The sequence below is a fragment of the Xanthomonas sp. GPE 39 genome (assembly GCF_000963005.1).
Classification (GTDB): Bacteria; Pseudomonadota; Gammaproteobacteria; order Xanthomonadales; family Xanthomonadaceae; genus Xanthomonas_A.
Genome location: NZ_JZHZ01000007.1, coordinates 2,694,624 through 2,708,157, shown reverse-complemented (window position 1 = coordinate 2,708,157; position 13,534 = coordinate 2,694,624). Strand labels below are relative to the sequence as shown.

Annotated in this window: 15 protein-coding genes; all 15 read left to right on the top strand. The window is 63.9% G+C overall.

Features of this window, described 5'->3' with window-relative positions; all coding sequences use genetic code 11:
* Positions 1-15: 15 nt before the first annotated feature.
* The 15 genes from XALGPE39_RS11310 to tolA all read left to right on the top strand — a co-directional run bounded on the left by XALGPE39_RS11310 (position 16) and on the right by tolA (position 13,501).
* Positions 16-1,305, top strand: coding sequence for a cation:proton antiporter (locus tag XALGPE39_RS11310; RefSeq protein WP_082061891.1), 1,290 nt, complete (start codon positions 16-18; stop codon positions 1,303-1,305).
* A 70-nt stretch (positions 1,306-1,375) separates the two neighbouring features.
* On the top strand, positions 1,376-1,705 hold the full coding sequence (locus XALGPE39_RS11305) for a zinc ribbon domain-containing protein (RefSeq protein WP_045728269.1): 330 nt from the start codon (positions 1,376-1,378) through the stop codon (positions 1,703-1,705).
* A 195-nt stretch (positions 1,706-1,900) separates the two neighbouring features.
* Entirely contained in the window at positions 1,901-3,652 is a 1,752-nt protein-coding gene (gene aspS, locus XALGPE39_RS11300) for an aspartate--tRNA ligase (protein WP_045728268.1), read from the top strand.
* 40 nt (positions 3,653-3,692) lie between these two features.
* Complete coding sequence (locus XALGPE39_RS11295; RefSeq protein WP_045728267.1) at positions 3,693-4,016, top strand: hypothetical protein; 324 nt, start codon at positions 3,693-3,695, stop codon at positions 4,014-4,016.
* Between the two features lie 3 nt (positions 4,017-4,019).
* The gene (locus XALGPE39_RS11290) at positions 4,020-4,538 is read left to right on the top strand and encodes a GNAT family N-acetyltransferase (protein ID WP_045728266.1); all 519 of its coding nucleotides are present in this window, start codon (positions 4,020-4,022) and stop codon (positions 4,536-4,538) included.
* 157 nt (positions 4,539-4,695) lie between these two features.
* Positions 4,696-5,316: an alpha/beta fold hydrolase gene (locus tag XALGPE39_RS11285; protein ID WP_045728265.1), complete on the top strand. Its 621-nt coding sequence runs from the start codon at positions 4,696-4,698 to the stop codon at positions 5,314-5,316.
* 78 nt (positions 5,317-5,394) lie between these two features.
* Entirely contained in the window at positions 5,395-6,129 is a 735-nt protein-coding gene (locus tag XALGPE39_RS11280) for a YebC/PmpR family DNA-binding transcriptional regulator (RefSeq protein ID WP_045728264.1), read from the top strand.
* A gap of 167 nt (positions 6,130-6,296) precedes the next feature.
* Entirely contained in the window at positions 6,297-6,809 is a 513-nt protein-coding gene (ruvC, locus tag XALGPE39_RS11275; protein WP_082061960.1) for a crossover junction endodeoxyribonuclease RuvC, read from the top strand.
* 163 nt (positions 6,810-6,972) lie between these two features.
* On the top strand, positions 6,973-7,557 hold the full coding sequence (gene ruvA / locus XALGPE39_RS11270) for a Holliday junction branch migration protein RuvA (RefSeq protein ID WP_045728262.1): 585 nt from the start codon (positions 6,973-6,975) through the stop codon (positions 7,555-7,557).
* 133 nt (positions 7,558-7,690) lie between these two features.
* Positions 7,691-9,532 (top strand): potassium transporter Kup, encoded by a 1,842-nt coding sequence (locus XALGPE39_RS11265; RefSeq protein WP_235429904.1) that lies wholly within the window; start codon positions 7,691-7,693, stop codon positions 9,530-9,532.
* 160 nt (positions 9,533-9,692) lie between these two features.
* The gene (gene ruvB, locus XALGPE39_RS11260) at positions 9,693-10,727 is read left to right on the top strand and encodes a Holliday junction branch migration DNA helicase RuvB (protein WP_045728260.1); all 1,035 of its coding nucleotides are present in this window, start codon (positions 9,693-9,695) and stop codon (positions 10,725-10,727) included.
* A gap of 61 nt (positions 10,728-10,788) precedes the next feature.
* Positions 10,789-11,262 (top strand): tol-pal system-associated acyl-CoA thioesterase, encoded by a 474-nt coding sequence (ybgC, locus tag XALGPE39_RS11255; RefSeq protein WP_045728259.1) that lies wholly within the window; start codon positions 10,789-10,791, stop codon positions 11,260-11,262.
* Complete coding sequence (gene tolQ, locus XALGPE39_RS11250) at positions 11,259-12,035, top strand: protein TolQ (protein ID WP_045728258.1); 777 nt, start codon at positions 11,259-11,261, stop codon at positions 12,033-12,035. The genes ybgC and tolQ overlap by 4 nt, the downstream gene beginning before the upstream one ends.
* A 37-nt stretch (positions 12,036-12,072) precedes the next feature.
* Positions 12,073-12,510 carry a protein TolR gene (tolR, locus tag XALGPE39_RS11245; RefSeq protein WP_045728257.1) on the top strand — a complete coding sequence of 146 codons (438 nt, stop codon included), beginning with the start codon at positions 12,073-12,075 and terminating at the stop codon, positions 12,508-12,510.
* Positions 12,500-13,501, top strand: a complete 1,002-nt coding sequence (tolA, locus tag XALGPE39_RS11240; RefSeq protein WP_045728256.1) for a cell envelope integrity protein TolA — start codon at positions 12,500-12,502, stop codon at positions 13,499-13,501. The genes tolR and tolA overlap by 11 nt, the downstream gene beginning before the upstream one ends.
* Positions 13,502-13,534 lie beyond the last annotated feature (33 nt).

Sequence of the window (13,534 nt, the reverse complement as noted above, 5' to 3'; positions counted from 1 at the left end):
AGGACGGACTGCTCGATGTCTCACGAACTGATCTATCTGCTGTTGATCTTCGCGTTGTTGGTCATTCCGCGTGCGCTGCAGCGTTTCGCGATGCCCGCGCCGTTGAGTTGCCTGTTGTTCGGCATCGTGGCGATGCTAGCGATGGGGTCCAAAGCGCACGATCAAGTGGTGAGCCTGCTGGCGACGCTCGGCATTTCTTCACTGTTCCTGTTCGCGGGCCTGGAGGTGGAGTTGAAGGCGTTGCGCCGCGGATTGTGGCCGTTACTGCTGCACCTGCTGGTGCGCGGTGGCACCTTGTTCGGCACCGCTTGGTTGGGCTGGCGCTATGCCGGGCTGCCGTGGCAGGCCGCAGGTCTGTTGGCCCTGGCCCTGCTGACGCCGTCCACGGGGTTCATCATCGATTCGTTGGGGAGGCTGGGGCTCGACGAGGAGGAGCGGTTCTGGGTCACCAGCAAGGCCATCGCCGGTGAATTGCTGGCGCTGGCGGCCCTGTTCGCGATTTTGCAGGCCAGCGATCCGTGGCGGATGGGGCTTTCCACTTTGGCATTGGCGGCGATGCTGATCGGTCTGCCGTTGCTGTTCGTGGGGCTGGGCCGTTGGGTCGCGCCACAGGCGCCGGGATCGGAATTTTCGCTGCTGGTGATGGTGGGTTTGATCGCGGCCTACATCACTTACTGGCTGGGCGTGTACTACCTGGTCGGTGCGTTTATCGCGGGGTTGGTGGCGCGCCTGTTGCGCCAGCGCATGCCGTTGCTGGCTTCCGACGAGAATTTGCATGCGGTCAGGTTGTTCGCTTCGTTCTTCGTGCCGTTCTACTTCTTCAATGCGGGCACCAAGGTGCCGAGCGGGGCGCTGAGCTTGCATGCGCTGGGGTTGGGATTGGCAATGACTGTCTGCGTGCTGCCGCTACGCATCGGCATGGTCTGGTTGCAGCGGCGGATGCTGTTCGGCGAGGACGCGCGCAGCAGTCTGCGGGTCTCGTTGGCGCTGACACCGACACTGATTTTCACTCTGGTGCTGGCCGGCATTTTGCGTGATCGCTTCGCCATCGCCGATGCGCTGTTCGGCGGGTTGCTGTTGTATGCGGCATTGAGCACGTTGTTGCCTGCGCTGTTGTTGCGCATGCCCTTCGATGTGACGTTGGTCGAGGCCACGCCCGCCCCCGCAGCACCAGGGCATGCCAACGTCGCGCCGATGCCCGACCAGGCGCAGGCCGTCACCGCGGCCGCGCCATCGACGGCCGCAGCGGCCATGCCGTTGGCGGCCCCGGAGGAGTCGCCGCGGTCGTCATCCGGCTCCAGCTGAACCCTCGTGCTTGAAAGTGGGCGGCTGGCCCTCATACTCGCTTTCCCGTTCCTGTTGTGTTTTTGCCGCCATGCCGATTTATGCGTTCCAGTGTGCTGCGTGCGGTCACAGTTTCGATCGCCTGCAGAAGTTGTCCGATCCGGATCCTGAAGTCTGTCCAGCCTGCGCCGCGCCTGCGGTCAAACGTCAGCTCAGCGCCCCGGCGTTCCGTTTGTCCGGCAGTGGCTGGTACGAGACCGATTTCAAGAAGGAGGGGGACAAGAAGCGCAATCTGGTCGAATCCGACAGCGGCGGCGAGACAAAGCCGGCGGCACCCTCCGAGCCCGCGCCGAAGCCAGCGGCTGCGCCGTCGAGCCCAGCGTCGGCGCCTGCAGCCTCGACCAAGCCTGCCACGCCCTAGAACGCCGCACGGTTTCGCCGGGCGGCTCGTCAGTCAACGCGGCTCCACGCAGCGTGGGCGTGACCTTGCTGGCGATGTCGCTTGCGGCCAAGGCCGGCTGTGCCAGCGGCGATTTGCCCGGGCCGGCGCGCCGCCGCAGAATATCCGGCTTGCCGGTGCCTTCTGCGCCGGTCGCCCCCCTGCTTGGAGCTTGCGATGCGTACCCACTTTTGCGGCCTGGTCGATGAGACGCTGATCGGCCAAACCGTCACCCTGGCCGGCTGGACCGATGTCGCGCGCAATCTCGGCGGGGTGTGTTTCATCGATCTGCGCGATCACGAGGGCATCGTCCAGGTCATGGTGGAGCCAGAGAACGCCGAGGTGTTCAAGGTCGCCGCCAGTCTCGGTTACGAGGATGTCCTGCAGGTCGAAGGTGTGGTGCGCGCCCGCCACGCGGTCAACGACAAACTGCGCAGCGGCAAGGTTGAAGTGATCGCCAGCGCCATCACCGTCCTCAATAAAGCCGCGCCGCTGCCGTTCCATGCGCATGAGAACCCGGGCGAAGAGACCCGGCTGAAGTACCGCTATCTGGACCTGCGTCGCCCAGAGATGCAGCGCATGCAGCGCACGCGGATCAAGCTGGTGCAGGCGCTGCGCCGCTACCTGGATGAGCGTGGATTCCAGGACATCGAGACGCCGATTCTGACCAAGGCCACCCCGGAGGGCGCGCGTGACTTTCTGGTTCCGGCGCGCATGCATCCGGGCGAGTTCTATGCCTTGCCGCAGTCGCCGCAGTTGTTCAAGCAAATTCTGATGGTGGCCGGTTTCGACCGCTATTACCAGATTGCGCGCTGCTTCCGCGACGAGGCGTTGCGCGCCGACCGCCAGCTCGAATTCACTCAGCTCGATATGGAGTTCGCCTTCGTGCGCGAGCGCGACGTGCAGGATTTCGTTGAAGCGATGATCCGCGCCATTTTCAAGGATGTGGTGGATGTCGAACTGGATGCCAGCTTCCCGCGCATGACCTGGGCCGAGGCGATGCGCCGTTATGGCTCGGACAAGCCGGATCTGCGCATCGAGCTTGAGTTGGTGGACGTGGCCGAACAGGTCAAAGCGTGCGATTTCGCGGCGTTTGCCGGTGCGGCCAACGATCCGGATGGCCGCGTCGCCGCGCTGCGGATTCCAGGCGGCGCCAGCCTGTCGCGTAAGCAGATCGACGAGTACGCCGCGCATGCCGCCAAGTACGGTGCCAAGGGCCTGGCCTACGTCAAGATCGCCGACACTGGCGAGATCAGCTCGCCGATCCAGAAGTTTTTCAGCGAGGCCGTGTTCGCCGCGCTGCTTGCTCATGTCGGTGCGGTTCGCGGCGACATCGTGTTCTTTGGTGCTGGTGGCTATAACAAAGTGTCCGATTTCATGGGCGCATTGCGACTGAAGGCGGGTAAGGACTTCGGCCTGATCGCCGAGGGGTGGCGCCCGCTGTGGGTCACCGATTTCCCGATGTTCGAATGGGACGAGGAAGCGCAGCGTTACGTGGCCCTGCATCATCCCTTCACCGCGCCGGCGGTGGACGATATCGCCACGTTGCGCGCACATGCCAAGACCGCCGTGTCGCGTGGCTACGACATGGTGCTCAACGGCAACGAAATCGGCGGCGGTTCGATCCGTATCCATCGTCCGGACATGCAGAGCGCAGTGTTCGAGCTGCTGGGCATCGGGGTCGAGGAGGCGCGGGCCAAGTTCGGCTTTTTACTCGATGCGCTGAACTACGGCGCGCCGCCGCACGGTGGCATCGCCTTTGGCATCGACCGTATCGCGGCATTGATGGCGGGCACCGAGTCGATTCGCGACGTGATTCCGTTCCCCAAGACCACCGGCGCGCAGGACCTGATGACCGATGCGCCGTCGCCGATTGCCGATACGCAATTGGCCGAGGTGCACGTGCAGGTACGGCCACGCGCGCTGTAGTTTTCTTTATCTATCCACCTGTCTTAGCGAAGAGAGTCACATGAGCGAGAACGCATTCAATCTGGAGTGGGAAACCCTCGGTAATGACGGTGCAGTGGATGCCATCGTCACCCAGCGTGCGCGCGTATTCGGCGGGTGGCTGGTGCGTGTGGGTCAAGGCGCCAACGCACCGCTGGCCTTCGTAGAGGATCCGGAAGGCCGCTGGGATGGCGAGGATTTCGGCGAAGACGATTATGAATACGAGGACGACGAGGACGAGGAATACGACGAGGACGAAGAAGGCGAGGAAGAAGAAGGCGAGGAAGAAGAAGGCGAGGAGGAAAGCGACGACGAGGCCTCCGACGCAGAACACACGGCGCGCTGAGCGGTGCGGATTCGCCGCGCCGGGCTCGACGATGCCGAGGCGGTGACGCGGATCGCGACGGCGACGTTCAGCGAAACCTTCGGTCATCTCTATTCCGAATCGGACCTGCGTGCCTTTCTGGATGAGGCGTATTCGCTCGCGCGTGCGCAGCTCGTGTTGACGCATCCGGACTATGCGCTCTGGCTGGTCGAGCACGATGGCGCGGTGATCGGGCATGCCGCGGCTGGCCCGTGCGGGTTGCCGCATGTGCAGGTGCGGCCCGGCGATGGCGAATTGAAGCGGCTGTACCTGCTGCGCGCCTACCAGAACAGTGGCTGGGGCAGTCGTCTGTTCGAGACTGCATTGGCTTGGCTGGAGCGCGATGGTCCGCGCACGCTGTGGGTGGGCGTGTGGTCGGAGAATCTCGCTGCGCAGCGCTTCTATGCGCGCTACGGTTTCGAGAAGGTGGGGACCTACGAATTCCCGGTGGGGCAGGTCCGCGACCTGGAGTTCATTCTGCGCAGGCCGGCGCTGCGTGGTTAGTCGATACGCATGAAGCGGTTGTGCAATGACGGTCGCGCTTGGCGTGTACGCCAGATCGCCCTGGTTCAAGCCATGCCTCGCGACCTGCGCCAGGATCGTTGTGGTGTTTTTCTAGACGACGGCGCTTGCCTTGTTGGCGTCACTCGTGGCTGAGCGCATGTCTTCGCAGGTGCTGTTGCTGCATGGGCTCTGGAATGCGCGGCCATACCTGCTGCCATTGGCGCTGCGGCTGCGCCGTCAGGGGTTCCAGGTGACCTGTGTCGGCTATTCGACGGTCTTCGGTGGTGCCGATGCGGCGTTACCGCAGTTGCATGCGCACATCGCGCGTCTGGCGGTCTCGGGGCCAGTGGCCCTGGTCGGGCACAGCTTGGGGGGCCTGATCGCACTGCATGCCTTGCGCCAGATGCCCGCGCTGCCAGTGACCAGGGTGGTGTGTCTTGGCAGTCCATTGGCAGGCAGTGCTGTCGCTGGGGCCTTGGTTCAGCGCCGCCTTGGCGTGGTGTTGGGGCGCAGCGCCGCGTTGTTGCAACGTGGATTGTGCGGCTGGGATGGCGCAGCGCAGGTCGGCTCAATCGCCGGAACGTTGCCGCGTGGGTTGGGGATGCGTTTTGCTGCCTTGGGTCCGGCTTCCGACGGGACCGTGGCCCTCGCCGAGACCTGGGTGCCGGGGCTCAGCGACCATTGCCAGGTCCGGGCCAGTCATAGCGGCCTTTTGCTCTCCTCGCAGGCCGCGCGCCAGGTTGCCGCGTTCTTGCGCGACGGGCGCTTCGCCGGATGAATCGCGCACAGCGATGGGGCGTGGCAGTGCAATCGAGTAAGATTCGCCGTCTGTCCTTACAGATGTCCGGAACGCCCCATGGGTAGAGGCCCCTCGATCGAAGCCCGCAAGAACGCATCCGATGCGAAGCGTGGCAAGATTTTCACCAAGATCATCCGCGAGATCGGCGTTGCCGCGCGTGCAGGCGGCGGCGATCCGTCGAACAATCCGCGGCTGCGGGTGGCGATGGACAAGGGTCTGGCGTCTAACATGTCCAAGGACGTGATCGAGCGCGCGATCAAGAAAGCCACCGGCGAGCTGGAAGGGGTGGAGTACGAGGAAATCCGTTACGAGGGCTACGCACCGGGCGGAGTGGCGGTGATCGTGGACTGCCTGACCGACAACCGCGTCCGTACCGTGGCCGACGTGCGCCATGCCTTCAGCAAGTGCGGTGGCAACATGGGCACCGAAGGTTCCGTCGCCTTCATGTTCAAACGTCTGGGCGTGCTCAGCTTCGCCGCCGGTGCCGACGAGGAAAAAATCACCGAGGCGGCGATCGAGGCCGGTGCCGACGACATCGTGGTCTATCCAGAGGATGGGGCGATTGACGTGCTGACCGCGCCGGATACCTTCCAGGCGGTCAAGGACGCCATGGACGCGGCCGGATTGGTTGCCGACCATGCCGACATCACGTTTCGCGCCGACAACGATATCGCGGTGGACAGCGATACCGGCATGCAAGTGCGCAAGTTGTTGGACATGCTGGAAGACCTCGACGATGTGCAGAATGTTTACTCCAACGTGGATCAGGCTGCATTGAGTGGCGGGGGCTGATGGTGTGTTCGCCGGGATCCGGTGGGCTTGCCGGGAGCGCGACGCGATACAGCGCGTTGCCAGCGCCTGACGCGCCCTCGTCGTGGCGTGCCTTGCCACCATCCGGTCCTCGCGCGGCAAGCCCTTCGCGTCCTACGTCGCCGGCCTTCAGTCCTGGCGACGTTCGCATTCTCGGCATCGACCCCGGTTCGCAGCGCACAGGTGTGGGCATCATCGACGTGGACGCTGCTGGCCGTGCTCGGCACGTCTACCATGCGCCGTTGCGTTTGCTCGGTGAGGGCGATTTCTCGCAGCGGCTCAAGCGTCTGCTGCACGGACTCGATGCGCTGATCGAGGAGTATCGGCCGCAGGAAGTGGCGATCGAGCGGGTGTTCATGGGCAAGAGCGCCGATGCGGCGCTGAAACTTGGTCATGCCCGTGGCGCGGCGATTTGCGCGGTGGTGCTGCGCGACCTGCCGGTGCACGAGTACGCCGCCAAGGAAATCAAGCTGGCGCTTGTCGGTAAGGGCGCGGCGGAGAAACAACAGGTGCAGCACATGGTCGGGTTGATGTTGAGCTTGAGCGGGAAATTGCAGGCCGATGCCGCCGATGCGCTGGCGGTGGCGATCACCCATGCGCATGTGCGTGCCACTGCGCAACGCTTGGGCGTGGGCACGCAACAGGCATGGAGTAGAAAATGAGCGAGCATCGCGGGATCGGACGCATGGGGGGCAGGCGTACTGCGTGCCGCTCGGTCGGTGTGAGTGCGCATGATGCGGTGCTGGCCTTGCGATGCTTGCCTGTCGCACGGTTGGCTGTTGCGCATTTGTGTCCGCACCTCGCGCATTGCGTCGGGGGGCTGCGATGATCGGTCGTCTGCGCGGCATCCTCGCTTACAAACAGCCGCCATGGCTGGTGATCGACGTTGGTGGGGTTGGCTACGAACTGGAGGCGCCAATGAGCACCTTCTACGACCTGCCCGATGTCGGTCGCGAGGTGATCCTGTTTACCCACTATGCGCAAAAGGAGGATAGCGTCGCGCTGTACGGTTTCCTGCGCGAGAGCGAGCGGCGCCTGTTTCGTGATGTGCAACGGGTCACCGGTATCGGCGCGAAGATCGCCTTGGCGGTACTGTCCGGGGTCAGCGTGGACGAGTTCAGCCGGCTGATTACCGCCGCCGATGTCACCGCACTGACCCGCATCCCGGGCATCGGCAAGAAGACTGCCGAGCGAATGGTGGTGGAGCTGCGCGATCGTGCGGCGGACTTCAGTGGCGGCGTGCCGATCACCGGGCAACTGGGGGCCGACGCGATCTCCGAGGCCACGTCGGCGCTGCAGCAGCTCGGCTACAAACCGGCCGAAGCGGCGAAGATGGCGCGCGATGCCGCTGCCGATGGCGACGAGGTTGCCATGGTCATTCGTAAGGCTTTGCAGTCGGCGCTGCGCTGATCGGTCGGCAGCTCCGGCCTCCCCCTGCGTATTCTTCACGTCCTGGCGTTACTCTGTGACCATGTCCAGCTCTCCAAGTTCCACCTCCCGCCCAGGGAGTCACGATTCACATGCCAAACCGGGTTTCGGCCTGATGCTGACGGCGATTGGCGTGGTGTTCGGCGATATCGGCACCAGCCCGCTGTACACGCTCAAGGAGGCGTTCTCGCCGCACTATGGGCTCAGCCCAGATCACAACACGGTGTTGGGCATTCTCTCGCTGGTGTTCTGGGCGTTGATGCTGGTGGTCACGCTCAAGTACGTCACGGTGATTATGCGCGCCGACAACGACGGCGAGGGCGGCATCATGGCGTTGACCGCGCTGGCGCAGCGCACGTTGCCTGCCGGTTCGCGCTCGATGTACGTCGTGGGTATTCTCGGAATCTTCGGCGCGTCGCTGTTTTTCGGCGATGGTGTGATTACCCCGGCGATTTCGGTGCTATCAGCGGTGGAGGGCCTGCAAGTGGCCGCGCCGCGCCTGCAGCCGTTCGTCGTGCCGATCACCTTGCTGGTGCTGGTGGTGCTGTTTCTTGGGCAGCGCTTCGGTACCGAGCGCGTGGGTAAGGCGTTCGGCCCGATTACCCTGGTCTGGTTCGTGGCGTTGGGCGCGATCGGCGTCTACAACCTGGTGCAGGCGCCGGAAGTGCTGTACGCGCTCAATCCGTGGTGGGGCATGCGTTTCTTCGCCGAACATAATTGGCATGCGGTGTTCGTCCTCGGTGCGGTGGTGCTCGCGGTCACCGGTGGCGAAGCGCTTTACGCGGACATGGGGCATTTCGGTGCCAAGGCGATCCGACGCTCCTGGCAGTTCGTGGTGTTGCCGATGCTCACCCTGACCTATCTCGGGCAGGGTGCATTGATGTTGCGCCACCCCGCCGCCGTCAATAATCCGTTTTACGAGGCCGTGCCGGCGTGGGCGCTGTATCCGATGATCGTGCTGGCCACAGCGGCGACGGTGATCGCTTCGCAGGCCCTGATTACTGGTGCCTATTCGGTCGCCAGCCAGGCCATGCAGTTGGGCTACATCCCGCGCATGCACATTCGCCACACCTCCGATTCCACCATCGGCCAGATCTACGTGCCGGCGGTGAACTGGTGCCTGCTGGCATTGGTGGTGGTGGCGGTGATCGGTTTCGGCGACTCGGCGTCGCTGGCCACGGCCTACGGCGTGTCTGTGATCGGCACCATGTTGATCACGACGGTACTGATGATCATCTATGCGCGCGCCAATCCGCGTATGCCTGCACCCTTGTTGTGGCTGTTCGCGTTGGTGTTTTTGACAGTGGACGGCGCGTTTTTCTACGCCAACATCATCAAGTTCATGGACGGCGCCTGGTTCCCGCTGTTGCTCGGCCTGATCCTGTTCACCCTGATGCGCACCTGGCGTCGCGGCCGCAAGCTGCTGCATGACGAAATTCGCAAGGACGGCATCAAGCTCGATACCTTCCTGCCCGGGTTGATGCTGGCGCCACCGGTGCGTGTGCCGGGAACTGCAGTGTTCCTCACCGCCGACCCGATGGTGGTGCCGCATGCACTGATGCACAACCTCAAGCACAACAAGGTGCTGCACGAGCGCAACGTGTTCCTAACCGTGGAGACACTGCCGGTGCCATATGCGGCCGCCAAGCAGCGGTTGAAGATGGATGCCATCGGTGACGAGTTCTACCGTGTCTATGTGCGCTTCGGCTTCATGGAGACCCCGGATGTGCCGCTGGCGCTGATGCGTTCCTGCGACCAGGGCGGGACGTACTTCGACCCGATGGATACCACCTACTTCGCCAGTCGCGAGACGATCGTTGCCAGCGCCAATCGCGGCATGCCCATCTGGCGCGACAAGCTCTTTGCGCTCATGCACCGCAACGCCGCCCCCGCCACGGGTTTCTTCCGTATCCCCGGTAATCGGCTGGTGGAGTTGGGTGCGCAGGTGGAGATCTGAGTGGGCTGGGCGTGGGATGCGAAAACGCGGCAGCGCACGCACTCCTTGCCTACAATAGACGCATGCCGATCCGCGCCCTTGCCACCGTTCGTTCGTTGATGATCTGCCCGATGGGCGGAGCCTGTGTCAGCGACCATGGTCCACGTCGCGAGTGCCGCTGATGGAGCGCATCATCGGCAGCAACGCCACCGGCGAGGACGAGGCGGTCGAGGCCAGCATCCGACCCAAACGGCTGGACGATTATCTCGGCCAGCAGCCGGTGCGCGAGCAATTGTCGATCTACATCGAAGCGGCGAAGGCACGCGGCGAGGCGTTGGATCACGTGCTGATCTTCGGGCCGCCCGGTTTGGGCAAGACCACGCTCAGTCACGTCATCGCCAATGAGCTGGGTGTCAACCTGCGGGTGACCTCCGGCCCAGTCATCGAAAAAGCCGGCGATCTGGCCGCGCTGCTGACCAATCTGCAGCCGCACGATGTGTTGTTCGTTGACGAGATCCACCGTTTGTCGCCGGTGGTCGAAGAGGTGCTGTATCCGGCGATGGAGGACTTCCAGATCGACATCATGATCGGCGAGGGACCTGCCGCGCGCTCGATCAAGATCGACCTGCCGCCGTTCACGCTGATTGGCGCCACCACGCGCGCGGGTCTGCTGACCGCGCCGCTGCGTGATCGTTTCGGTATCGTGCAACGTCTGGCGTTCTACACGCCGGAAGAGCTGGCGCGGATCGTGCGCCGTTCCGCCGGCATCCTCGGGATTGCGTGCGACGCCGATGGCTGTGCCGAGATCGCGCGGCGCGCGCGTGGCACCCCGCGCATCGCCAATCGCCTGCTGCGGCGGGTGCGCGACTTTGCCCAGGTGCGCGCTGGCGGGCACATCGACCTGGCGGTTGCGCAGGCGGCCACGCAGATGCTCAAGGTGGATGCCGAAGGCTTCGACGAACTGGACCGGCGCCTGCTGCGCACGATCATCGACTATTTCGACGGTGGTCCGGTTGGAGTCGAGTCGCTGGCCGCTTCGCTGTCGGAGGAGCGTGGCACTCTGGAGGACGTGATCGAGCCTTATTTGATCCAACAGGGCTACCTGATCCGCACCGCGCGTGGGCGGATGGCCACCAACAAGGCGTATCTGCATCTGGGCATGCAGCCCAAGCGGGACCCGGGCACCGAGGCTCGGGACTTAGGGGAGTTGTCCTGATGCGAGCGAGGACTGCGATGAACACCGCCATCGGCGCTTCACCCTCGACCAGGAACCGCTCATGACCACCGAATCCCGTATCGCTGGCCCCGAGTCCCGCCCTCTATTCAGTTGGCCGACACGCGTCTACTGGGAAGATACCGACGCCGGTGGTGTGGTCTACCACGCGCGCTACGTTGCCTTTCTGGAACGTGCGCGCACGGAATGGCTGCGCGCGTTGGGATACGGTCAGGAGCGTTTGCGCCTGGAGCACGATCTGGTGTTCGCGGTGCGCGCGATGCAGCTCGACTTCTTGCGTCCGGCTCGCCTGGACGATTCCCTGCAAGTGGGTGTCGCGTTGTCGCAATGCAAGCGTGCCAGCCTGCTGTTCGCCCAGTCGATTCACCGCGACGGCGAATTGTTGTTGCATGCGCAGGTGAAGGTGGCGGCGCTGGGCGCTGGCAGCTTCCGTCCTCGCGGCATCGACGATGTGTTGTACGCCGCATTGAACGTTATTCAAATCACTCAAGCCGAATCACTGAGGAACGACGGATGATTGCATTGCTTCTGGCCCTGCAGGACACAGTGGTGGAGACCCTGCCGCAGGACGTGACCCAGACCGCCGCGCAGGCCGTCGCCAGTACTGCCGCTCACGGCGGCATCAACTACCTGGACCTGATGGTCAAGGCCAGTTTGCCGGTCAAGGTGATCGTGCTGCTGCTGCTGCTCGGCTCGCTGATCAGTTGGGTCATCATCTTTCGCAAGGGGCGGGTGTTCAAACAAGCCAATCGCGAGGCTGATGCGTTCGAGAACCGCTTCTGGTCCGGTGCCGACCTGAGCAAACTCTACGCTGGCGCGACCGACCGCAATCGCGTGATCGGCGGCCTGGAGGCAATCTTCGAAGCGGGGTTTCGCGAATTCGCCCGCCTGCGCGATAAGCGTCATCTCGATGCCCGGATCCAGTTGGAAGGTGCGCAGCGGGCGATGCGCGCCACCTATGCGCGCGAAGTGGATCGTTTGGAGCGCAATCTGGAACTGCTTGCCAATATCGGTTCCACCGCGCCCTACGTGGGCTTGGTCGGCACCGTGTTCGGCATCATGGTGACCATGCACGACATGATCAACAGCGGCCAGCAGGCAGGTATCGCGGCGGTGGCGCCGGGTATTTCCGAGGCGTTGTTCGCGACCGCAATCGGTTTGTTCGTGGCGATCCCGGCGGTGTGGGCGTACAACCGCTTCACTACCCGCGTCGAGCGTCTGGCCGTGCGCTTTGAGACCTTCTCAGAGGAGTTCAGCTCGATCCTGCAGCGCCAGGCCACCGGCGACTGAGCATCGCCCGCGTGTCCACGACTCACAGGATTTCCGCATGACTGCCGCCATCTCTCGCCGCAAGCGCCGCAAACTCAAATCCGAGATCAACGTCGTGCCGTACATCGACGTGATGCTGGTGTTGCTGATCATCTTCATGGTCACCGCGCCCTTGCTCAGTCTGAGCGTGGACGTGGATCTGCCCGATTCCACCGCACGCTCGGTGGAAAGCAAGAAAGACCCGGTCATCGTCACCGTCGATGCCGATGGCAAGTACACCTTGACCCTGCAGGACGGTAAACCGGAGAAGCTCGCCAAGGAGGAGTTGCAGGCGAAAGTGCGTGCATTCATCGGCCAGAATAAGAACGTGCCGGTGTTCGTTGCCGCGCCCGGCAGCTCCAACTACCAGTTGGTCATGGACACCATGGTCCTGTTGCAGCAGGCGGGCGTTCCCAAGGTCGGTCTGATGAGTCAGCCGGGACACAATGCACGCTGACGTCGATTCCCGACCGCCGCGTCTCCAGGACGACGGTGATGGTCTGATCTTCGGCATCGCCTTGGCCCTGGCGGTGCACGTACTGATCGCGCTGCTGTTTTTCCTTGCCTGGTGGTGGTCGCCGGTACGCGAGGTGGAGCCGGCGGCTGGCTCGCCGATGGTGGAGGCCGCGCTGGTGGTTTCGGCGTCGGACGTGCGCTCGGCGCAGAAAGCCGTGCAGGACGCGCCCAAGCCATTGCCGGAGCCGCTACCGGAGCCGGTCAAGCAGGTGGCCGAAGAAGACACCGTGCCGCCGCCGCAGCCGGTTCCCGTGCCGAAACCGCAGCAGGCACCGACGCCACAGCAGCAGAAGGCGCAGGATTTCATCCCGGTTCCGGACAAGGTGGACCAGGAGCGCGCCACCCGTGCCGCGATATCCCAAGAAAAAGAGAAGCAGGAGCAGGAGGCCAAACGCCGTCAGGAGCAGATCGATCTGACCGAGCAGAAACGGCAGCAGGAGGCCGAGCAGAAGCAGCGTCTGGCGGCGCAGCAGGAGGAGCAGCGCCAGCAGAAGATCGCCGAGATCCGCAAACAGCGCGAGAAGCTCGACCGCGAAGCGCAACTGACCCAGCAGAAGCTGCGCCAGATCGCCGACCTGAGCGCCAAGCAAGCTGCTGCGGCGGCCACCAACACTCCGCAAGCGGCGCCGGGCCAGAACGGCAACAACACCGATTTGCAGGCCAAGTATGCTGCCGCGATTCAACAGGCGGTGTTGAGCCAGTGGGTACGCCCGGATTCGGTGCCGCTGGGGCAGAAGTGCAAGATCGCGATCCGGCAGATTGTGGGTGGACAAGTAATCGAGGCCAAGGTCAGTCCCGACTGCCCCTACGACGAGGCCGGCCGGCGCTCGATCGAGGCGGCGGTGCTGCGCGCTCAGCCACTGCCATATCACGGGTTTGAATCGGTGTTCGCGCGCGATTTGACCTTCAACTTCACCGCGCAGGATCGTTGAGCGGACGCCGCTGTGCCTACGCGCGCGTAGGCG